The sequence below is a fragment of the Rhodospirillaceae bacterium genome (assembly GCA_018660465.1).
GTDB lineage: Bacteria > Pseudomonadota > Alphaproteobacteria > Rhodospirillales > JABJKH01 > JABJKH01.
In genome coordinates, this window is record JABJKH010000041.1 from 26,514 (window position 1) to 48,713 (window position 22,200).

20 protein-coding genes and 1 pseudogene are annotated in these 22,200 nt (G+C 50.1%); 11 read left to right on the forward strand and 10 right to left on the reverse strand.

All coding sequences use genetic code 11. From position 1 onward, the window contains the following. Positions 1–34: 34 nt before the first annotated feature. Genes HOM51_06905 through HOM51_06915 form a run of 3 tightly spaced genes read left to right on the forward strand, consistent with a single transcriptional unit; the run spans position 35 to position 2,111 of the window. Positions 35–949: an NAD(P)-dependent oxidoreductase gene (locus HOM51_06905; protein MBT5034235.1), complete on the forward strand. Its 915-nt coding sequence runs from the start codon at positions 35–37 to the stop codon at positions 947–949. Positions 950–980: 31 nt separating this feature from the next. Beyond that, a complete protein-coding gene (locus tag HOM51_06910; GenBank protein MBT5034236.1) occupies positions 981–1,394 on the forward strand; it encodes a cupin domain-containing protein in 414 nt (137 codons plus the stop codon). After that, positions 1,395–2,111 carry a hypothetical protein gene (locus tag HOM51_06915; protein MBT5034237.1) on the forward strand — a complete coding sequence of 239 codons (717 nt, stop codon included), beginning with the start codon at positions 1,395–1,397 and terminating at the stop codon, positions 2,109–2,111. Positions 2,112–2,115: 4 nt separating this feature from the next. On the opposite strand, the gene HOM51_06920 is transcribed toward HOM51_06915, so the two are convergent. Further along, positions 2,116–2,661 (reverse strand): DUF924 domain-containing protein, encoded by a 546-nt coding sequence (locus HOM51_06920; protein ID MBT5034238.1) that lies wholly within the window; start codon positions 2,659–2,661, stop codon positions 2,116–2,118. 135 nt (positions 2,662–2,796) lie between these two features. On the opposite strand from HOM51_06920, the gene HOM51_06925 reads away from it, so the two are divergent. The 4 genes from HOM51_06925 (at position 2,797) to HOM51_06940 (ending at position 7,432) form a co-directional block, all read left to right on the forward strand. Continuing rightward, a complete protein-coding gene (locus HOM51_06925) occupies positions 2,797–3,138 on the forward strand; it encodes a hypothetical protein (GenBank protein ID MBT5034239.1) in 342 nt (113 codons plus the stop codon). Further along, positions 3,113–3,454, forward strand: a complete 342-nt coding sequence (locus tag HOM51_06930) for a YkgJ family cysteine cluster protein (protein ID MBT5034240.1) — start codon at positions 3,113–3,115, stop codon at positions 3,452–3,454. The genes HOM51_06925 and HOM51_06930 overlap by 26 nt, the downstream gene beginning before the upstream one ends. Positions 3,455–3,619: 165 nt before the next feature. Further along, positions 3,620–5,212 carry a gamma-glutamyltransferase gene (gene ggt / locus HOM51_06935; GenBank protein MBT5034241.1) on the forward strand — a complete coding sequence of 531 codons (1,593 nt, stop codon included), beginning with the start codon at positions 3,620–3,622 and terminating at the stop codon, positions 5,210–5,212. A gap of 120 nt (positions 5,213–5,332) precedes the next feature. Beyond that, positions 5,333–7,432 (forward strand): methyl-accepting chemotaxis protein, encoded by a 2,100-nt coding sequence (locus HOM51_06940; protein MBT5034242.1) that lies wholly within the window; start codon positions 5,333–5,335, stop codon positions 7,430–7,432. A 246-nt stretch (positions 7,433–7,678) separates the two neighbouring features. Here HOM51_06940 and HOM51_06945 read toward each other — a convergent pair. Continuing rightward, positions 7,679–8,194: pseudogene (locus HOM51_06945) on the reverse strand (hypothetical protein). 542 nt (positions 8,195–8,736) lie between these two features. On the opposite strand from HOM51_06945, the gene HOM51_06950 reads away from it, so the two are divergent. Next, a complete protein-coding gene (locus tag HOM51_06950) occupies positions 8,737–10,755 on the forward strand; it encodes a hypothetical protein (protein ID MBT5034243.1) in 2,019 nt (672 codons plus the stop codon). Positions 10,756–10,799: 44 nt separating this feature from the next. Here HOM51_06950 and HOM51_06955 read toward each other — a convergent pair whose 3' ends face one another. The 4 genes from HOM51_06955 to HOM51_06970 form a co-directional block, all read right to left on the reverse strand. Continuing rightward, positions 10,800–11,333, reverse strand: coding sequence for a hypothetical protein (locus tag HOM51_06955; protein ID MBT5034244.1), 534 nt, complete (start codon positions 11,331–11,333; stop codon positions 10,800–10,802). Between the two features lie 15 nt (positions 11,334–11,348). After that, on the reverse strand, positions 11,349–11,753 hold the full coding sequence (locus HOM51_06960) for a hypothetical protein (GenBank protein ID MBT5034245.1): 405 nt from the start codon (positions 11,751–11,753) through the stop codon (positions 11,349–11,351). A gap of 6 nt (positions 11,754–11,759) precedes the next feature. Next, positions 11,760–12,005 (reverse strand): hypothetical protein, encoded by a 246-nt coding sequence (locus HOM51_06965; GenBank protein ID MBT5034246.1) that lies wholly within the window; start codon positions 12,003–12,005, stop codon positions 11,760–11,762. A 347-nt stretch (positions 12,006–12,352) separates the two neighbouring features. Continuing rightward, positions 12,353–12,868, reverse strand: a complete 516-nt coding sequence (locus HOM51_06970) for a DUF2478 domain-containing protein (protein MBT5034247.1) — start codon at positions 12,866–12,868, stop codon at positions 12,353–12,355. A 155-nt stretch (positions 12,869–13,023) separates the two neighbouring features. Here HOM51_06970 and HOM51_06975 point away from each other — a divergent pair, with 155 nt between their 5' ends. Both HOM51_06975 and HOM51_06980 read left to right on the forward strand, forming a co-directional pair. Continuing rightward, complete coding sequence (locus tag HOM51_06975; GenBank protein ID MBT5034248.1) at positions 13,024–13,950, forward strand: glutathione S-transferase family protein; 927 nt, start codon at positions 13,024–13,026, stop codon at positions 13,948–13,950. 522 nt (positions 13,951–14,472) lie between these two features. Then, entirely contained in the window at positions 14,473–16,974 is a 2,502-nt protein-coding gene (locus tag HOM51_06980; GenBank protein ID MBT5034249.1) for a PAS domain S-box protein, read from the forward strand. Positions 16,975–17,170: 196 nt separating this feature from the next. Here the strand turns inward: HOM51_06980 and HOM51_06985 are convergent, their stop codons facing one another. The 4 genes from HOM51_06985 to HOM51_07000 all read right to left on the reverse strand — a co-directional run bounded on the left by HOM51_06985 (position 17,171) and on the right by HOM51_07000 (position 20,232). Further along, on the reverse strand, positions 17,171–17,608 hold the full coding sequence (locus HOM51_06985; protein ID MBT5034250.1) for a hypothetical protein: 438 nt from the start codon (positions 17,606–17,608) through the stop codon (positions 17,171–17,173). 219 nt (positions 17,609–17,827) lie between these two features. Further along, positions 17,828–18,646 (reverse strand): alpha/beta hydrolase, encoded by an 819-nt coding sequence (locus HOM51_06990; protein MBT5034251.1) that lies wholly within the window; start codon positions 18,644–18,646, stop codon positions 17,828–17,830. A gap of 22 nt (positions 18,647–18,668) precedes the next feature. Next, positions 18,669–19,400, reverse strand: coding sequence for a hypothetical protein (locus tag HOM51_06995; GenBank protein ID MBT5034252.1), 732 nt, complete (start codon positions 19,398–19,400; stop codon positions 18,669–18,671). Between the two features lies 1 nt (position 19,401). After that, positions 19,402–20,232 (reverse strand): hypothetical protein, encoded by an 831-nt coding sequence (locus HOM51_07000; GenBank protein MBT5034253.1) that lies wholly within the window; start codon positions 20,230–20,232, stop codon positions 19,402–19,404. A gap of 428 nt (positions 20,233–20,660) precedes the next feature. Here HOM51_07000 and HOM51_07005 point away from each other — a divergent pair, with 428 nt between their 5' ends. Next, positions 20,661–22,142 carry a PAS domain-containing protein gene (locus HOM51_07005; GenBank protein MBT5034254.1) on the forward strand — a complete coding sequence of 494 codons (1,482 nt, stop codon included), beginning with the start codon at positions 20,661–20,663 and terminating at the stop codon, positions 22,140–22,142. Positions 22,143–22,200 lie beyond the last annotated feature (58 nt).

Sequence of the window (22,200 nt, forward strand, 5' to 3'; positions counted from 1 at the left end):
GGCAACACACAGATGCGGAGAAAAGGAAACTTAGATGAGAGTGGGATTTTTAGGTCTTGGTGACATGGGGGAGATCATCGTCCCACGTTTAATCGATGCAGGGTATCAGGTAACAGGTTGGAACCGAACCCTTGAAAAGGCGAAGCCCCTTGCGGACAAAGGCATGGCCGTGGGGGATAGCCCGGCGGATGTCGCGGCAAAATCTGACGTAATTTTTTCCATCGTTACCGATGCGGCGGCGGTTGAGGCTGTTGCGCTGGGCGAAAATGGCGTGCTTTCCGGCATCGCCAAGGACAGTGTCTACATTGACATGAGCACGATTTCACCGGGCCGGTCGCGGGCAATTTCCACGGCATTCAGGGACGCCGGGCGGATCATGCTGGATGGCCCCCTATCAGGCAGCCCGGTATCAATTGTACAAAACAAAGCATCGATCATGATTGGCGGTGACAAGGCGGCGTTTGAGCGCGTGAAGGATGTTCTGCTGGCGATCGGTCCCAATGCGACTTACATCGGCGAAAGCGGCACGGCGGCAACCCTAAAGGTTTCCATCAACCTGACACTCGTCGCCGAAATGGTGGCGTTTTGCGAAGGCATGGCGCTCGCCGAAAAAGGCGGCGTTGACCCAGAGATCGCCTATGACGGCTTCATGAAAAGTGTCGCCGCATCCCCTGTCATGGGATACCGCGGCTTGTTCGTGCTGGATGGCAAGATGCCTGAAAAGCCCTTGGCCAATGTTCGCTTGCAGCAGAAAGATGTTTTACTGGCGTTGGAATTCGCCCGCGAAATGGGCATGCCGGCACCGCTGATCGCCGCGACCAATCAAATGCTGAATGCCTGTCATAGCCTCGGCATCGGCCATCGTGACTTTGTCACTGTGATTGATGTGTATCGGTTGATGGGCGGAATCATCAAGCAATCTGATTTAGAGAAAATTTCCCAGAACTAGAGGGAATAAATTTACACGGAGGCATTTAAGAATGACTGGGACAAAACCCTATCGCACGAACATCAAAGACGTGCCGCTGGTCGGTGGATTAAAAAAAGAAGATGGCTGGATCGACATGCAGGTTCAGTTCTTGATCGATGAGAAATCAGCTGATTCCAAACGCACCGTCGTTGGCTGGACTGTTCTCAAACCAGGTGCGGCCCACGAACGGCATAAGCATTCCAATGTTGATGAATTTTGGATTGTGCTCAAAGGATCTGGAACCATGTACACGACCGATGGCGAAGAATCATCCGTCGAAGGCGATGTCGTGTTCACCCCTTCGGGACACTGGCATGGGTTCAAGAACACGTCTGATGAAGACGTTGTCTTGGTCTGGGGCTGGAGCGGTGCCGGATCGCTAGAAGATGCAGGCTACGCCATTCCCGAAGGCGATAGCCATTAGATGAATACTCCTGATATGAGCAGCGCCATTCAGCGCGGCATGCAAAAGCAATTTTCCCTGCGTCAGAAACAGATTAACCAAGGCGAAAGAAGGGTGGGTTGGAAGGCCGCATTTGGCGCGCCACAAGCACTCGAAAAATTCGGTATATCTGCGCCGCTTGTTGGGTTTTTGACAGACAAGACCCTGATGCAGGACGGCACAACGCTGGTGCAGGCCGACTACGCGAAGCCAGCGCTTGAGCCTGAAATCGCAATCCATATGGGAGCTGGCGTTTCACCGGGTGCCAGCCTGGCCGAAGCCAAGGCAGCCATTCGCGGGTTGGGTCCAGCTATTGAGTTGGCAGATGTCACCTTCCCACCCGATGACCCAGAAGAAATTCTAGCCCACAATATTTATCACCGCGGCCTGATCTTAGGTGATTGCGATACACGCTTTGCCGGTGGTGAAGTTTCGGGCCTAACCGGAATTTTGACCTGTAATGGAAACATCGTCATCGATACGTCTGATGTCGAAGCGATGACCGGGCGGCTTGGTGAAATCGTGCGCCATTTCGCAAATTTTCTCGCACCATTTGGCGGTACGATTGAAACAGGCGATGTCATTATCGCGGGTTCGTTGATCCCACCCTACTGGGTCGATCAGCCATTGGAATTTTCCTATGAACTGACTCCCATTGGACGACTTCAGGTGCTGTTCGACGCGGAGCAAGAAATCTAACGCGTTAGAATGCCGTCCCTGGCGTATTTATAAACTCTTCTTCCTCTGCCGTGTTCTCCCGCCCCAACACTTCATTTCGGTGCGGGAAGCGACCGAAGCGGGCAATGACGTCACGGTGCTTGATCGCATAGTCCAGTGTGCTGGCGTTGCCGTATTTTTCAAACAATGGGATACCTGCTTCTTGGTCTCTCAAATCTTCAGAATGCATCATCGGGGTGATCAGGAACCTTGCGTGCTCCACGGGTAGATCGTCCAGCCACCCCTGCTCTATCGCGTGCTTGGTTAGGGCTAGGGCTTTCGCGTCAGACTCAAATGCGCGGGCATCCCCCCGGAACATATTTCGCGGGAATTGATCCAGCACGATGACCAAGGCCGCACACCCTTCTGGTGTCTCCGCCCATCCGTCATGAGTCCCTGCAACTGCGGCTTCATAGGTCGCACCGAAACGTTTCTGAATCTTGGCATCAAACGCGGCATTTTTTACAAACCACTGCTTTGGCTCAGTCTCTTCAAACCAAAAAGAAAGAATGTCAGCGATTTCTACGCTCATGATTACGCCCCTGAGAATAAGACTTACTTTATCTAACGACCTACACCGGGAAGGACCCTGTAAAATGTACTGTTCTCTTAGCAATAATACAGGTTATGGTTTCTACGAAAAAATAATTCTCTGGGAGAGATTGAGATGTCAGGTTCAGCTGCAAGGGCTCACGTACATTTTGCATTGAGTATGGAGCATGCGGTTCGGGTATCGAATCGCGAAGTTATGGTTGCCGAAATGGAACCCTTGACCGAGGAGCAGCTTTTATTGGTCTCCGTCCAGGTCGCAAAGGCACGCGCGGCCTATATGATTGCGGCAGTGAAAGTTGGCTTAACGGACGGCTCGGAGCCCTCTGCTTCTGAACTGCGGATACTACGTGAAACATTCGAGGAAAAACGCGACGCTTTTGCCGCCCTTATGACCGCGATTGAACGGGGCTATGTTGATGGACCAGGAGACAATGACGACTGGGAAAATGACACCTAACTTCCAATGCAACAGTTGCGGTAAATGCTGTCTTGAAGGTGCCGCAGAATTACAAGCCGTCGAAGAAGATATCGCGTACTGGGAAAGAAACGCCCCGGAACTTCTGCAATACGTCACGCTCCACGGTGAACCCGGCGCACGTACGGGCGATCTTTGGCGGACCAAGAAAACCACGCCGCGCTGCAAGTGGATAAAAAAATATCCAGGGCGGGATAAATACTATTGCCGCATCTACGACCACCGCCCGCAAGTCTGCCGCCGCTATCCCATCTCAAAAGAACATGGACTGTTTACCGGGTGTGAGGGGTATTCCTGAAATTTATCGTTCTTGCTGATAAAGCGCCGCCTCGCCTTCTTTCTTCACCGCCGCAAGCAACTCAGGAATAATCACCCCTCCAACCCCATCGCCTTTGCCCCCTTCATTTGACTATTCTCACCCAGCATGCCAAATATTTCTCCCCCTTCGTTGACAGGATTTCAAATGTTAGAACGTGATTATTTCTCTCCTGGGCGCTCCACGGCTGTTGCTGAAAATGGGATGGCGGCGACGTCGCAGCCGATGGCGACGATGGCGGCTGTTGACGTGTTGAAAATGGGGGGCAATGCCATAGATGCAGCCCTTGCAGCCGTCGCGGTGCAGTGTGTTGTTGAACCCCAGATGACTGGCATCGGAGGCGATTGTTTTGCCCTGGTTGCCCCTGGTGATGGGTCCCCTGTCGCGTCGTTCAACGGATCAGGATTTGCGCCCGCCGGGATGACACCAGATACTTTAAGGGATGCGGGACATTCAGTTGTGCCGCCAACGTCGCCCCACGCGGTGACTGTTCCAGGCGCGATTGATACGTGGTGCAGGCTGCATGAAAAATATGGAACGATTGAGTTCGAACGCATTCTGGCCCCGGCCATTGACGCCGCTGAAAACGGCTACCGCGTTACCGGCAGGATCGGTTATGACTGGGCGATGAGCCGACCCCGGCTTGAAAGCAATGCGGAAGCCACCAAATACTTTTTGCCAAACGGTGTGACGCCGAAGACCGGCGATAGAATGGTGAACCCGGCCCTCGCCAAGACTCTGAAGGCCGTCGCAAAAAACGGACGCAATGCCTTTTACCAGGGCGAAGTCGCAGAAGAAATCGTCACGGTACTAAACAGCTTCGGTGGCACCCATACGCTTGAAGACTTTGCCGAGTTCTCAGGCTTTGAGACAACGCCAATCTCCGCCCCCTTCCGCGACCATGTACTGACCGAATGCCCGCCCAATGGCCAAGGCCTCGCTGCCTTGATCATTGCACGTATCTTGGATGGTTTTGATTTGTCCGACGACGCGGTCAGCGAAGCCGACCGGATTCATCTTTTGGCAGAGGCAACAAAGGCAGGCTATCGCCAGCGCGATTTGTTGGTTGCTGATCCTGACCACGTGACATTTGATATGGATGAGGTCTTGGGTGATGCCTTCATTGGTGATTTACGAAACCGTATAAAACTTGATGTCGCCTCTGGTCCCGCAGTATGGGACGGCCCTGTGCACAAGGATACAGTCTACCTGACCGTGGTCGATAAGGACCGAAATGCGGTGTCGCTGATCAATTCGATCTTCGACGGTTTTGGCAGCGGCATTTTTGCGCCAGGGTGCGGTGTGCTCCTGCACAATCGCGGCCAAGGGTTTTGCCTCATCCCTGATCACCCGAACGAAATCGGCCCGCGCAAGCGCCCGATGCACACAATCATTCCGGCGATGCTGTCCAAGGGCGACAAAGTTGTCATGCCCTTCGGCGTCATGGGTGGACAGTTCCAGGCAACCGGCCACGCACATTTTATCTCTCACGTGCTTGATCGCGGCTACGATATCCAACGCGCCAATGAAGCGCCGCGTAGTTTTTGGTTTAATGACGTCTTGTCTCTTGAGCCCGCGTTTGGAAATGGCATCCGCGCGGACCTGGAAGCCAGGGGCCATACTGTCGATTGGGCAGAAAAACCGACTGGCGGCTGTCAGGCGATTTACATTGATCATGACCGCGGCGTGTTAATTGGCGGCTCTGATCACCGAAAAGATGGCATGGCGTTAGGATATTAGAGTACAGTCAGTTCTTCGAAGTATTTATCCATTGTCAATGCTTTAACTGCCGCCATATTGTTACTGTGCGGCGGTAAAAAGGTGCAGTTACATTATTTTGCTACTTCTAGGGAAAAGAAAATGAATTTTGGTGGACTTAAGTCAAAAATTCTCGTTGGGGTGGGCGTCCCGGTCTTAATGCTGTTTATCCTTTGTGTCGTCACCATAACCAGTATCAATTCTATTAAAAATACAGAGGCTTGGGTTGAGCATACGAACGAGGTAATCACCACAGCGGACAAAATACTGGTCAGTGCGATTAATATGGAAACCGGTATGCGCGGCTATCTTCTCGCTGGAAAAGACAATTTTCTGGCTCCCCTAATTAAAGGGGAGAAAAATATCGCCCAATTGATCGGCCCTTTGCAGAAGAAAGTCAGTGACAATCCCAAACAAGTCCAGCGTCTGGTAACGCTAGAAAAACTATTAGGCCAATGGAAGAACAACGTCGTTGACTCGAATGTTTCTCTCCGCCGTGAAATCAGCGGTGCAACGACGGTTAATGATTTGGCTAGTATTGTCGGACAGGCAAAAGGCAAACGCTATTTCGACAAGTTCCGCAGCCAGATCGACACCTTTATCAACCGCGAAAGGAATCTTTTAGATAAACGAAAATCCGATTACAAGGTATCCCAAGAGAAAAACAAACAAATCGATTCGGCCATCGATTGGATCACCCATACCTACAGTGTGATCAATGAGGCCCAAGGCCTTCTGGCAAACGGCATTGATATGGAAACCGGCATGCGCGGTTACCTATTGACTGGAAAAATGGAATTTTTGGAGCCTTACAATCGTAGCTCTGGCATATTTTCTGATAAAGCATCGGCACTCGCTAAAACGGTCGGCGACAACCCGGCTCAAGTAAAGCTATTAGACGACATTCAGGCCACAATTGGGACTTGGCGAAAAGATGTTGTCGATCCCTTGATTGCCCTTCGTGGCGAAGTACAAAGTGGCAAGTCTATGGATGATCTGGCCATTTTGATCGGGCAGGAAAAGGGCAAAGTCTACTTTGACAAAATTCGTAAAACCCTATTAGCCTTCGTCAGTGAAGAAACCGAATTATCGGCCCTGAGAAAAACTGAGAATCATTCCGTCACAAGTAATACCATTTTAACGACATTGATTATCTTCATCTCAGGCTTTTTACTGAGTGTGTTAATCGGCCTATACCTTGCCAACCATGTGCTTAGGCAAGTTGGCGGTGAACCAAATGAGATCGCAGTTCTTGCAACAAAAATATCCGATGGTGACCTGACAACGAAATTTGACTCAAATCAGAAAGTAGAAGGCATTAATCACGCTGTCCAAGTTATGTCGGAGAATCTGAAGCAGCTTACCGGCAATATTCGGGAAGCCAGCATCAAAGTTTCCACCACAGTCAGGCAAATTACAGGGGCGATTTCATCGCTGACATCAGCGGCCGCTGAGCAGGCAGCCGCCATCAATCAAACAACCTCAACTCTGGAGGAAATTAAGGCGACCTCCAATCAAACCTTGCTGAAAGCACAGGCGTTGGGCGAAACCGCAGATCGCACTAGCGAAGAAGGCGACAGAGGCGAAGAGAAATTGCAGCAGACCGTTGGCGCCATGCAATCCATCCGCGAGAAAGTACAGGCGATTGCCGATACCAATCTGGAACTGAGCGAACAAACCAAGCAGATCGGCCAAATTACCGCCGCCGTTAATAATATTTCCCATCAATCGAAAATGCTTTCCATCAACGCGTCGATTGAGGCCGCCAAGGCTGGGGAAGCCGGCAAAGGGTTTTCGGTCGTTGCCGAAGAAATTGGAAACCTGGCCGAACAATCCGAGGAATCCACAGGCCAGGTAGAGAAAATCTTGGAAAGCATCCAAGCCGCCACAAGTCGCGCCCTGATGGCGACAGAGGAAGGCACAAATGAAGTCGACCAGGGTGTCGAATTGGTCGAACAGACCAGTGAAATTATGGTCACCCTGAGCGAAGCAATCCATGAAACCGGAACGTCATGTCAGCAAATCGTCGCCGCCGTCCGTCAGGAATCGGTTGGTATTGAACAAATTGCAACGGCAATGAATGATATCAACGAGGCAACGACACAATCGCTCACAACTGCCAATGATACCAAACAGGCAACCGAGAATTTGGGTGAAGCCGTTGAAGATTTGGAATCCAACATTAACGCTTATAAGATTTAGCAAGCGCGCTTCGCCTGCCTACTTCGGCAAAAATGGCTTGAATTGACTTCTTGTGCGACCGCCTTTCCCGAGGCCGCCCGGTCGGTCCAGACTGGGTCGGTCTAGGCTGGGTCGATCTAGGCTGGGTCGGTCCACGCTGGGTCGGTCTAGGGGACGGGCAATGGGGCTGGGCTTCTCTTCGGTTCGTTGACCTGGCGCAAGATGCACCGTCCCAATTGGGGAAGCTTCTGCAGAAACCTTCTTCGAAGGGTTCCAGGAGGCGACGGTGACGGCTTTGCCTTCTTGGGTGCGCATGAGCTTAGGCTTCACGACTTGGTCTACGGCAGGGGTATTGTCGGCGCGGGTAAACGACAACATCATCTCATCCAAGGTGATCTCACTCCGCTTACCGACTTTAATCGCCTTCTTAAACGCCAGCGTTCCGTTGCAGAGTTTATTCAATCGGTCTGCTGACATGTTGCCGAAACGCCGCCAAATGTTCTCAAGAAAGCTTTCCACATCAATCGGCAGGAACAATTCGGCTTCTATATTGGGCCGTCCACGGGTGAAGGCGCGATAGATGTTAGGCTCCAACGGCCCGACTTCTTCGGCAATAAACACGGCAGGCATTAATTTTTGGCCCTCATAAGCCACAGCAAAATAGGCCTGCGCCAAAAACAAAAGCCGGTGCAGCTTTTGGGGTTGCAGGTACTCGTTATTTTCCAGCGCCGTGTCGCTGAACCAAAACGCAATATCAAAACTGGAATCAACAGCAGACCGCATCAAAACTCCTCAGAGGCAACGAATTAGGTTAATTACCCAATCTAAATCCGAGAGTTCAAAAATATCATTAACAGGACGGAGAAAATAGAGAAAATTTTGGAATTGTATCCAAACTGGGTGTATCGCCTAATCGAATATGAAATTTATAATGTTAAAAGAAGAGAGACCTCGCATGTAGACAAACAAATCTTTTTAGGATCAATTGTATGAGAACTTAGCTTTCTAATAATTGAAGAATGGTAGTTGTGCTGGTAAATCGCATGCGAGAATATTTCCGGAACCGGTACAAAGCTACAACGACTGCTATTCGCAGTTGGACCAAGATAGCAAAAAGGAAGATTCGGGTTGGGTACGCACACCTATGGCATAGGTTTTATTTCATTCGGAGCTGGTTAACTCGCCTGTTATTACGCCACAGCGGGATTGCAATTTTTTCTTTACTGATCGTTCTTTTCACAATCTCAGCCTTCTGGCTTCCTGAAACTCAAGTGGCGCTTCAACCTAACTTCGCTACAACCGAAAGTCTGGGAAGTTTTAGATCCTTGATACTCACCATTGGGGGGGCGTTAATAGGAGCGACTGCTATCGCGTTCACTCTCGTCATGTTTGCTATTCAAGTAAATATCGAACGCATGCCTCATGGATTATTTCGCAAACTAAGCTCAGACCGTTACTTACTCGGTGCATTCGGCATCACATTTTTACTCGCCATCACAATTGCAACACTATCTATGATTCCCGACAAGTCTTGGGTCGCCGTCGCTGTTTATGGAACAGTCTGGGGAACCTTTTTGGTTCTGGGCCTGTTCCTTTATGCTTATCGTCGCGCCCTGTCCCTTATTAATCCCATTCAGCAACTAAACTTCATCGTAGAAGCCACCCAAAAAGATTTTCGGCGCTGGGTACGTAACGCGCAACATGCTGCGCCAATTCTTGAAGAAATTAGTAATGAGCACGCCGACCCGACATTAGAGACTCAATCTACTTACGACTTAGAGCGGTTTAAGTATTTTCAAATTAACCCGCACTGGAGCAATCAGGCGCAAAACGCCATTTTACATGCTATTACTTTTGCTCGACGTTATGCGGAAGATGGTGACTATGAAGTCTCTGGTGCTGCGTTGACGGCAATAGTGGGTATTAATGCTGGGTATATCGAAGCGAAGGGAAAAACCTTTGTTGCCCAAAACCCTTTGATCAATAATTCACTCTCCACTGACGGATTTATCAACGTAACATTAGAGCATTTACGACAAAACTTGCACATTGGAGTTGAGCGCGGTGATGAAAACCAAATAGAGCAAACGTTACAGACCATAGCACAACTTGCTAAATTGTATCTGAGAATTGACTACTCTCAAGAATTCGAAACTAAAACACACGCAAATCTTGCCGCTAGCTACCTTTCCGGGTCAGCAAAATCAATATTGCCAAAGGTCATGCCTGATGTGCTAATGGAATGGATGCGTCTTATGGGCCAAACTGCGCAACTTTTCATTCTTCAGGCAGATCACAATGATATTAGAACACTGACCGAAAGGATTGGCATGATCGCAGGAGCCTGCGCAACCAAAGATGACTACCGCCCAGTTACCCAAGTTGGCGTTGAGCAGTTGACGAATTTAACGAAAAACTTAATCTATAGTGAGCACCACGACGTTAGATATGCTTTGGAAGACGTAAAAAGAAACATCAATTTTATTGCAGAATTTTTATTCGCCGTACCTGAGACGCTACTCAATAAAGTCCTCAGCACAAATATGGGTCCGTATTATTCAGGAACTACTCCTGATAGTTTTCTTCAATGGCTTACCGACCTTGCCCATGCGCTTTCTGAAAATTCAACAAGCGATGAACGCTGCCAAAACATTATCCGAAAAATTGAGGAATGGGCTCAGAGTTTATCTAAAACAGAAAAAGAATTATTTCTGTTATCCATCAAGAATAAATCATTTTTTACATTTGATATCATTCACTGGATTTCCAGTATCACAAAACTTCTTTTGTTTATTTCAAATACTAAGTCTTGTCCTGAGCACACTCGTGAGGAACTTAAAAAGCACGCACTCTGGCTTGTATCAGTATTGACCTGGATTCCAGATAACAATGAATCCGTGAGGCACGTGGAAAATTTTTCGGTGACAGAAATACTTTTTGATGTAGCGTTAGATTCTAACCAACGAGAATTTGAGGAATTTTCCCTGCAAGTTGGCAAAATTCTTTTATCATGGGGCTTCAAGGGTGGAAAATACGGGTCGGGCTGGGGAACACTAGATAAATCAATATATGGGCTTGCTGCTCTCGCTATTATCAGAAAAGAAAAGGTATTTGGAGAACAACTAAAAAAAGAAATTTCAAATCGGCAAAACAGTAAGGACGCAGTGGGACAGGAGATATGTGACATCGCCGCTCGAAATATTCGAGATAAGGCTGCAACACTTTACCAGCAGGGATATAGCCACTCACGCATTGATAATGTAATGCACTCAATTGACCATGAGCAGTTGGCCCCATTACTCAATGAAATCGCAGATATTCTCTCGCCGCCCGTCGCGGAATAGACAATTTTAGCAACCGTAGGATTTTGGTTAGGCCTGATACGTCCCTACCCCTGCGGCGTCAAATTCAGTGTCCGAATAAAAACCTGCATGCCGTAGTTGATGGTCATGTAGTTGCCGAGTTCCATGATTTGGGCTTCGGAGAAGTGGGTCTTACCTTCGTCGTAGAACGCCTTATCGACCTTTGCGGGTTCCCGGTACATCAGGTAGCCGTAGCGGAACGCCCATTTGTGGGCGTCGCTAAACTGGGGTTCGTTTTCAAAGTCGCCACAGGCAGCCTCAATCAATTCTTCAGTCAGGCCCCGTTTCATGGCCTTCTTCGATCTGAGGGAGGCGAAGTACTTGTCCCCTGCCAGCCTGGCCAACTGAATGCGAATGGCTTCTTTCAGGCGCACGTCCAAGCCACCGTTTTCATACGCCTGGCGCATGGCGTTGAACAGGGCCTCGGCATAATTGGGCGCGTGAGCCAACACCTCAAAGAACTGCTTATCGGCAATCCCCAGGTCTTCGGCCAAGGCCATGTATTCCTTAATCTTCGGCTTCTCTAAGTTTTCAGCCGGCGCGGAGTCAATGTAAGCCATAGAGTCTCTATCTTCCTATTCAGCAGCCGAGTCGGGCGCTAAATCTAAAGCGCGCTCCATCGCCCCTTCGGTGTGGGATATTGGCGTCGTGCCATAGATTTCTTTTGATTCTTCCTGGCTGACCAGCCGTCCGTCCGGCGAGAACATCGGATAGAAATCCAATGTCCCAAAGAACGTGTGGAAACCAATGTTAACGCCAATGTAGGTGCCGAGCTCGACAATTTCTTCCGACGAATAATACTTTTTCAAGTCGTCGTAGAACGCTTCGTCGATCTTGTCTAAATCCGACGCCATGTATTCGCTATAACGCAGCGCTGCCTTTTCGGCATCGGTAAACCGGTCGCTGGCTTCATAGTTATTGATGCCTTCGTCGATGTCTTCTTCCGTCAATCCTTGCTGCTTCGCCGAAGCAGACCGCACGTTGCCTCAATAATTACAGACGGCGTGCCGGGACAGTTGGATTCGAATGATCTCTTTTAGCTTGTGATCGACCACGCCGGAATTAAACACCGTGCCCCACGCCACATACATGGCTTCGGACAGGTCCGGGTTGTGGCCCTGCATGGCATGGAACGCCGGGTCCGGCGCACGGTGCTTCAGGGCCTTCTTAATATAAGGCGCAAGCTTGGTCTTATTCAGCTCATCGATATCAAGCATCGAAATATTAGGCATTCAAGTTCCCCCCAGAATGCGGGTTAAGTATGCGGTGTTAGGCATCCAAATCTATATACAACAGTATGGTTAATGCCCCGTATTTAGCAGAAGGAACTGTCCCCACACTGTCGTGAATCGCCGGGATGGTAACCGAAGTGGATGATCGGGGGAAGAGGTTCTTTTTCACAAAGTCTTGAGGTGGAGTTTGAGACAAGATGGAGACTTTACTCAGGCCCTTCGAGACGCGCTCAAGTGAGCGCTCCTCAGGATGAAGTAATATTTAGGTCCATTGATACAAAGAAATTTTATTTAACTTCATCCTGAAGAGCGCGAAAATCGCGCGTCTCGAAGGACGCGTCGCAAAGTTATCCCGAAACACCACCCCACCAGCGCTCAAGCGCTTCCACTTCCACCGGCAACACACCGCCCATGCCACCTGTCCGCTCCTTCCAAATCTCCAACGCCGTTTCAGGAACGCTGATCAGAAAGGGGATTCCGTCGCTAATCGCCAACATAATTTCATCAGACAAGCCGCGCCCTTTTTGCTCTTCAACACCGAATTTATCAAATACGATCAATTCGGCTTTGCTCTTAATCGCATCGCGCAGCACGCCGCTTGTCCCGACCAATACAGACGCATCAAGCGCGCAGGCGTTCTTATCGTAGTCATGCTTTGGAACTCTTTTAATAGGGCTGCGCGCGCCTGTCACAACATCAACCGCATCGATCCCAGCGTAAGTACCATCATCATTAAGCACCTTTTCCTGCACCAACCCGGCGACCCGGACGCCGTGCTTTTTACGTTCCTCAGCAAATGCCGCCAAGAAGCCGACGCCGTTGGACCGCGGCGTGTAGACGACGGCAGCAAATGAGGGCCGCATTAAGGTTCTCTCCTCCGGGCTCGCGCGAATTGCATACTTATAACTTATTCATTCAGGGAACAGTATCACCGAGTTGAAATCTGACTTCCTTGACCTACGTCACATGGGCGGTCAATTTCTCTGTTAAGTACATGGATGAAAGAAGGATACCCCCCATGAGCGACAGCCAGATCATACTCCACCACTACCCGCAATCCCCGGTCAGTGAAAAAGTCCGGGTGGTGCTTGGTATCAAGGGGCTGGACTGGAAATCTGTGGAAATTCCAAGGCTGCCGCCGAAACCGAATTTGATGCCGCTGACCGGCGGTTATCGTTTAACCCCGGTGATGCAAATCGGTGCCGACATCTTTTGTGACAGCTTGGCGATTATCCGCGAAATTGACCGCCGCCACCCGACCCCCACACTATTTCCCGGCGGCGCGGAAGGCATGGCCTGGGGTGTGGCGCGGTGGACCGATGGGCCGATGTGCAAGGATGTAACGACCATCGCCATGGTTGAGATGAGCGACACCATGCCAACAGAATTTTTGGCTGATCGTGGTCCGCTCTACTTCGGCGCGGATTTCACCCTCGATGGACTCAAAGCCAAATACACGGAATCCTTGGTGAATGTTCGGGCACAACTTGGTTGGCTGAACGAACGGGTCGCGATCCGTCAATTTATGCTGGGGTCAGAGCCCGGCCTGCCGGATGCACTGTGTTATTATCTGGTCTGGTTCCTGCGCGATCGCATGGCCGAAGCCGAGCCGTTCTTATCACAATTCAAAAATATCATTGCTTGGGAACAACGCATGAAAGATATCGGCCACGGCACTCCGGACGATATAAGCGATCTCGATGCCCTCGCTATCGCTAAGAATTCTACTCACCAGACACCCGAACGCGCCGACCCTGGCGATCCGCAAGGCCTGAACGTTGGCGATAAGATTACGATTGAACCCGCCGACGGCGGCGTGCCGGTCGAGGGAATTCTTCGAAATCTATCGGCCAGCACCATCGCCATTCTGCGCGAAGATGACCAAGTAGGCCAAGTCTGCGTTCACCTCCCCAGGCTGGGGTACCGGGCTACTCGCGTTAGTTAATGGCCGATTTAGTTAAAATCCGTGTTAGTTAAATGCGGAACTTAAGCGGTTAAAATTAGTTTCCATTTTATTCATCTCAGCCCTCAATTCACTCAGCACGATTTGTAACGCATCGACCGAATTGGATTGGCCATCAAGCGAGGATATCATCTGGCCAATCGGCCGGTTGAGCGTTGAAATACGAGAGGGAACGGAAAATTTAATAACTTCATTCATAATCTTAATCCAATAAACAATTAAAGCACTTCGTTCATTAATCATTTGGATTCTATACCCCCCTGTTACTTGAAAATAGCTGTCTAGAAGCATCAGGCGAACATGACAAAAGATATGAATACCCCCCTTTCGATATAAAATAAGATTAGTGTCTGAAAGCGCCAAGAGTTACTGTATTTACACTCGACGTTTTGATAAAAGAACTACCTGACTGTTTTGTCAGTTTTAGCTACATATAATCTCATTCATATAGATAATTATAAAATCCTTTTAGGATGGCGATAAGCCGGTCGATAAAAATTTAAAATGAAGCGAATTAACTCCCTTGTTCTCATCATGGCTGCCATTGCCATTATTGTCGGTGGTATTTCCATTGTTGTGCTCTACAACACCGCCTATGAGGTTAAGCGCCAGGACCTGATTCAAATGGCGCAGAGCCAAGCGCGCTTGATTGAAGCCATCGCTCGGTTCGATCAAAAATATAGCGCTAAAGATCATCCACTGGGAGCCGCGGCAGCGACGATTTCTCAAGTCAACGATGCAATTTCGGCCTACAAAGGGTTTGGGGAAACCGGTGAATTTGTGCTGGGGAATCGTAAGGCTGATAAAATTATCTTCCTACTAAGTTTTCGCCACCCCACGCCCAACAAACAAGGTCGCCCCACAGAAGAGGGGGCACGGTACGTTCCTTATAATTCTAGTCTAGCTGAGCCCATGCGGCGTGCCCTTTCCGGGCAGTCGGGAACTGTCGTCGGATCTGACTATCGCGGCGAAGAGGTATTGGCGGCTCATGAACCGATCAAAGAGCTCGGCCTTGGCATTGTCGCGAAGATCGACCTTGCAGAGATCCGCGCCCCTTATTTGAAAGCCGCCTTAATTGTCATCGGTTTTGGCCTATTGATTATCTTTTTTGGGTCCCTGTTGTTCTTCCGAATAAGCAGCCTCATCGCCACACAAATCATTAAAGGCGAAGAAACATTGGCCGCCACGACCAGCGAGCTTGAATTTCAAAAATTGGCTCTTGATGAACACGCCATCGTTAGCATTACAGACGTTGACGGCAACATCACCTACGTCAACGACAGGTTCTGCGCAATAAGTGGACATACCCGTGACGAATTAATCGGCCAGAATCATCGTATTCTTAAATCCGGCGAACACGACCAGGCGTTCTATCAAGATTTATGGCAGACCATCACCAGCGGTAAAACCTGGGAAGGTGAGATTAAGAATCAGAAGAAAAACGGCGACTACTATTGGGTAAGAGCCACCATCGTTCCGTTCCTGGATGAACAAGGAACGCCGTTCCAATATGTTGCGATCCGAACCGACGAAACAGAGCGCCTTGAGACCGTCACCAAGTTAGCCGAGAGCCAAATCATGATTTCTGCAGTTTTGGAAAATTCACCATCTGCCATCAGTGTGAAAGGTTTGGATGGTCTATATTTGATCGTCAATAAGGTTTGGAACGACTGGTTCAACCCAACACATAAAGAAGCCGTCGGAAAAGCCGTTGGTGATTTTTTTGAGCCCGCCCATGTGTCAGGAATTGACGCCCAAGACACCGAAGTCTTGGAATCAGGAAACGCCGTCAGCACGGAAACTCAGACACCACATTCGGACGGAACCATCAGAACATCCATCCTACAAAAATTCCCCGTAAGAGATGCCAATAACAAAATATTTGGGATCGGCTCCATGAACACTGATATCTCTGACCGAGTTCGCGCAGAGAAAGAAGTTACACAATTTAGAACGACCCTCGACCATACCCAGGACTGCATCTTTATGTTTTGGCCTGATCCGTTGCGGTTCTTTTACGTCAACCAGGGCGGCATGACTCAAGTCGGATACACCCAGGACGAGCTTTATAAAATGGCCCCGTTCCAAATTAAACCTGAGTTCACGGAAGCGGAGTTCCGTAACATGATCCAGGGACTGATGGAGGGGCCAGAACACGCGACGACATTCGAAACAATTCATCAGCATAAAAACGGCAATCAAGTCCCGGTCGAAATATTTTTGCAGTATATCTTCCCCCTCAACGAAAATCCGCGCTTTGTCGCTATCGTGCGCGACATAACCGAGCGCAAGGAAGTCGACCGCATGAAAAGCGAATTCGTCTCCACCGTCAGCCACGAACTTAGAACCCCCCTGACATCCATCAAGGGGGCTCTCGGGATGGTCAAAAGCGGTGCCCTGGGTGACATCTCGGAAAGTGCGTTGGACATGGTGGATGTTGCCCACAAGAACAGCGACCGCCTGATCCAATTGGTCAATGATATCTTGGATATGGAAAAGCTTCAGTCCGGCAATATGGAACTCGATCTCGAAAACCTTGACCTCACAGCTCTTGTGCGGGAGGCGGTTGAGACCAATCAAGGCTACGCCCAAGAGCAGAATTCAAAATTCGTTTTTGGGGACCTGGCGTCTGGGGTGACGCTGCAGGCAGATGCGGGTCGCCTGACCCAAGTGATCGCCAACCTGCTTTCCAATGCCGCCAAGTTTTCACCAGATGGTGGGATCGTCAAAATTTCGATCACCCATGATGAGAGGGAAGCAACCGTTTCGGTCACTGATTCAGGACCCGGCATAGATGAAGAAATGACGGATCTTATATTCGGAAGATTTACTCAGGTGGATTCTTCCGACACTCGAGAAAAGGGCGGTACCGGTTTGGGCCTGAATATCTCCAAATCAATCGTCGAGCTGCACGGCGGCACAATCGGATTTAAGTCCGAAGTTGGTACTGGCAGCACGTTCTTCTTCACGTTACCGGTCACACCCGCCGGACGACTCCAAACATAAAACTTCAATAAACAGGGGAATCTTTTGATCATTGCCCCCCAATTGTCCCCCAATTGTCCCCCAATTGTCCCTATGAATAAGATTTTCTTAGGTCAGGTCTTTGGGCTGGCGGCGGCCTATGCTCTGTTCGGCTGGCTGGGATTGTTATCAGCGTTGGAGTTCAACTCACCTGTAACTCGAGGGGACCGAGCAGAGCCTAAAGAATAAGGCTGAGCGAAGAGCCAAGTTTTTCGAAGCTGCCGGTAATGACGCGGACGGTGTCTTCGTAGACGGCGATGGCTTTCTTGAAATCGCCGGGTCCACCCTTGAACCCATTTCCGGTGTCGCTTTTTTCCCCGCGTTCGTTGATTTCCAGCAACGACACGAACAAATCCGTCGGCGCGTTAAAGCTGCCAGGGTTTTCGGCCCGAGGCCGATTGTTTCTACGGTCTTGATTGGTGTTATCGGCGAGCGCCCGCTCCTGCTCCTGGAAAATCAGCGCTGTATTATCAAACGAGATAGAGCCGGAGGTGTTGATCTCCTCAACCTGTCCCCGATCACTGGCATTTCCCCGAACAGACGCAACCGTACGCCCCGCCGTTGGGGCGGTGGGTGCTGTCGCTACCGGTTGTTGCACTCTTGCAATCAGGGCCATTCTGGCTCTTTCCTCGTCTCATTTTCAGGCTGCCAACCCCATCGAAAACCCCACGCAAACACACATGCGCAGACCCATCGCGGGCTAACATACACTTCTCTACGTCCTAATATATCAAAAAACCGAAAGAAGTCAATAGCTTAGGGTGAATTTAGGCGCGCAAAATCCACCGCTGTCCAAGTTATTGAATCCATTCACTGATTCGATTTGCTATTTCAGCTACCGGGCCGCCAAAGCCCGGGCTAAAAAGCCATCAATGACTTCGGCGGCAGGGGAATCGTAAAGGTTGTTGTGGCCCGCCAGTTTAATCCAGTGGGCGGTTTTAGGCTCGGAAGCGGCGTTAAAAAGAGCCTGACCAAACTTGACGGGGACGGTCCCGTCCAGGGTACCGTGCACGATGATCAAGGGGGTATTGATCTCACTGATAATCGCCGCTGAATTGAAACGATCTCGAACCAGCCACTGGGCCGGTACAATCGGGTAATGATGCTGTGCGACATCTGCCAGGGTCGTGTAGGGCGCTTCCAAGACCAGCGCTGCCACTGGGGTATTCTGTTTTGCGAATTCCCAAGCCATCCGAACCGCCGGACCGGAGCCCAGAGATTCGCCGTAGATCACCAAATTGTCTGGCCCAAGACCTTGGTCATCAGCAAATTTCAGCCACGCCCTGGCATCCGCATATAAGCCCTCCTCGCTCGGGTTGCCGGGGTTGCCGCCAAAGCCTCTGTATTCGGCCAGCAACACCCCATAGCCCCAATCCATATAACGCCGAGCCTTAAAGGCGCGGTCCGCTACCGATCCCGCATTGCCATGGAACAGCACGATCAGCGGCTTTTCGGGTTTGGGTGGGGCGAACCAACCTGACAGTTCCAACCCATCCGCTGTCGACGCACTCACGACCTTCATCTCAGGCACACGCATCTGAGTTGGAGATGGCGGTGCACTGCCTGGGTGATAAATCATGGAGCGCTGCAACGCGAACAAGGCGATCACAAAGACCAAATACGCGCCCAGAAGGCTACTAACGATGCTGATCATTTTTCCCCTCACAACAGCCCCTTCACAGTAACCACAACTTCTTCATCAGTCGCGCCAGTTCTGGGTCATGTTTTTCCAAATCGCGGCGGTTGTAGGGGTAGTGGTCGTTTTGTCCGAAGTAGGCTTCGGTGCCTTCGGCAAAGTACTCACGGACGTTGCGCATCGCATAGTGCTTGGCCTTCTTTCCATCAATGCGATCGACATTATCATAGCTGCCATTGGCGCTGGCCTTTTTATATGCAGCGATAAGTTCCGGATGGTCGTATCCCAGAACCTGTTCGTGGTAGGCATGGGACAATTCGTGCAGCAACAACAATGGCGCGCCGTCCTCCGATTGTAAAAAGTAACCACCATCACTGATGGAAATGCCGCCGGCCTTATCCTTGTTGATGCCGTTCTTGATCAGCCACGGCCCGGCCTGGGTGTGAAAATAATGAAACTTGAATTCATCAAACTTTTCCCAGCGTGCATCGTGCTGCACCCAGATCGGAATCAGGCGCAAGAATGTCGTGACATTTGGCGGTACAAGTTTGCTGATTCGAATGAGATCGCGGCGCAATTTCTGCCGCACTCTGGTTGCTAATCTTTTTCGCTGATAGTGCAGTTCCTTGTTCACCCGAAGGGTCCAACCGGCGATGTTCTCGCTGAGATAGCTGGCGGTCGGTTGAACGCCTTTCGCTTGAGCAAACACCGACGATGGCAAGGCTAAAACCGCCACCATGAAAAGCCATAAAATGATTAAGAGCCGCGCCACCTTACTCCACCGGACGAGCATTGGTGACCTTGGTTAGGGGCGCTTTATTGTTACTCTGGATGACATCGAAAGCATAACGCCAAGAGACGCCGGGGCCGGTCACGGTCGCTTGGCAGGTGCGAAGTACCTTGATCGCATCAAAACTAAGATCCTTATATCCGGAGACGCTAAAACGGCTGATGGTGGTTTTGTCTGGCACCCGGTCGCGGACCGCGATGCGCAGCAACAATCCCGCCTGCTCGCGGACAATATCATCGGTGCAGGTCGGCAATTCAACAGCACTCCCCTGCCACAACCGCATCCATTGTGCCTGCGCCTCACCCTCGCCCCTAGGGATCAACCCCCACCCAAGGGCGGCGATAAAGCCCGCCACCGCGTAGGCGCTCCACGATGTGCCGCCGCGCCTCAGGATCGCGTCTTCGCGTTGCATCTGGGAAATTGTATCGCCATAGATCTCCTCCAGTTTCTCAACGCTACGAGTCACATAGACATAATTGGCAACCATCGCCAATACGGCAAAGACCAGCGGCGTGCCGATGATTGCCACCCGGGGCGAGATCAGCCACAACACCGCCGGCACAAACATCAAACACGCACCGATGGTCGCCATGCGGCGGTAGAAATACCAAGGAACAGACAACAAAAACGCCGACCAATTCCATGAAATAAGGCCGCCCAGAAACGCTCCACCGCCGGCAGAAATCTTTTGATATTGGGAGAAATAATAAGTGTCGTTGCGGCCAAAAAATTGCCGTAGATCTTCTTCGTCCGGCGGGTTCTTTCCCAATCCGCCAACACCATTCGATCTACCGTTCGCACTCACTTCCGCCATCATCCCCCCCAGGACAAATCAATGGAAATATTCAATCGGATAAATCAATGGGATTTATCGATTTACAATCTTGAGCAACACCATCCTGCCGCGAACCCGTTTAAAGGGCAATATGTTAGAAATTTCGCCCGTATTCAATCGTATTGAATCATTTGCAGCATAACGTTCTCTGCATTAAAACTAATACAAATTGCATAGACCAATAAATAAATGTTATGCTTAAAGTAATACTTCTCAAATAAATATAGATTTTTCTTAAAATTAATAATGATTATCATTGTATTTTATGCGAAGAACATCAAATAGCTTGATTAATTATCAACGCCTAAGGCCCTAAAGATTTTAAAAATTGGATAAATGCGCTGCTCCATTAGGGGGAGAGTGCCGATTGTTTATCATATAACGCGATTTATTTTAAGGAGTGCGCCATGCTTAGAAAAACCCCAACCCATGCTAAAATGCAGGGACAGATGCTGGAAAATATGCCGGTCAACATCATGATGTTGGAGATTCAGGATTACCGCATCACTTACATGAACAAAACCAGCGAAAACACCTTGAAAAGTCTAGAACACTTGTTGCCGTGCAGAATCGACGACTTGGTCGGGCAATGTGTTGATATTTTCCACAAAAACCCAGCCCACCAACGCCAGATGTTGGCTGATCCCAGCAATCTTCCGCATCAGGCGATTATTCAACTTGGCGATGAGTACCTAGACCTTTTGGTCACGGCGATGAATGACAGTTCCGGCAACTATGTCTCTGCAATGCTGACATGGAGCGTGGTCACCGATAAAATTAAATCGGAAGAAAGCAGCAACCGGCAACTCCAGGTCATCAACCAAATTCCAGTTGGCGTGATGCTGGCCGATCCAGAATCCTTGGAAATTACCTATATTAACGAATTCACCAAGACCACACTGAAATCGCTGGAACATCTTATTCCGTGCACGGTGGATAGCTTAATCGGGCAATGCATCGATATATTCCATAAAAATCCCGCCCATCAGCGGCAAATGTTGAAAGATCCTGCCAACCTCCCGCATGTGGCAAAAATCAACCTCGGCGGAGAAACTCTGGATCTTCGGGTTTCGGCAATCACCGGTGCAGACGGTGGCTATGAAGGTATTCTGTTGGTCTGGAGCGTTGTCACTGGCCAAGTCAAAATGGCCGACGACTTTGAGTCGAATGTTAAGTCGGTTGTAGAAACCCTGGCGGCTGCGGCCACTGAAATGCAGGCGACGTCTGAATCCATGGCCGCAACGGCGGAGGAAACCACCAATCAGGCGAGTACTGTTGCAGCAGCGACAGAACAATTAAGTGCCTCGGTCAATGAGATTTCCTCACAGGTGTCCGTATCAGCGACCGCTGCTTCCAACGCGGTCGAGGAAGCCGAACGCTCAAATCAAATGGTCCAAGGTCTGGCCGATGCGGCAGACAAGATCGGACAAGTGGTGAACCTGATTAAGGACGTCGCTGATCAGACCAACCTTCTGGCCTTGAATGCAACAATTGAAGCTGCCCGCGCCGGTGATGCTGGTAAAGGCTTTGCGGTTGTCGCGTCTGAAGTTAAGAACTTGGCCAATCAGACCGCCAAGGCAACTGAGGAAATTGCGGCCCAGATCAGTTCGATCCAAGGGGCAACGAAAGAGTCGGTAGACGCCATTCAGACCATCAGCAAAACCATCAACGAGATCAGCGAAATTCAAACCACGATCTCATCGGCGGTGGAAGAACAAAGCGCCTCTACCCAGGAAGTTAACGTCACGATTAACGGCGTTAGCCAAGCATCCCAGGAAACAGGTATTGCCGCCTCCAACGTTATGGAATCAGCTGGCGACTTGGCCAAACAGGGCGAAATTCTGGCCCAGGAAGTTGAGAAATTCCTGGTTGAAGTCCGCGCAATGTAAAATTAGAACGAAGTCTTCGAGTGACGAGAAAGGGGCCCTTCGTGGGCCCCTTTTTATT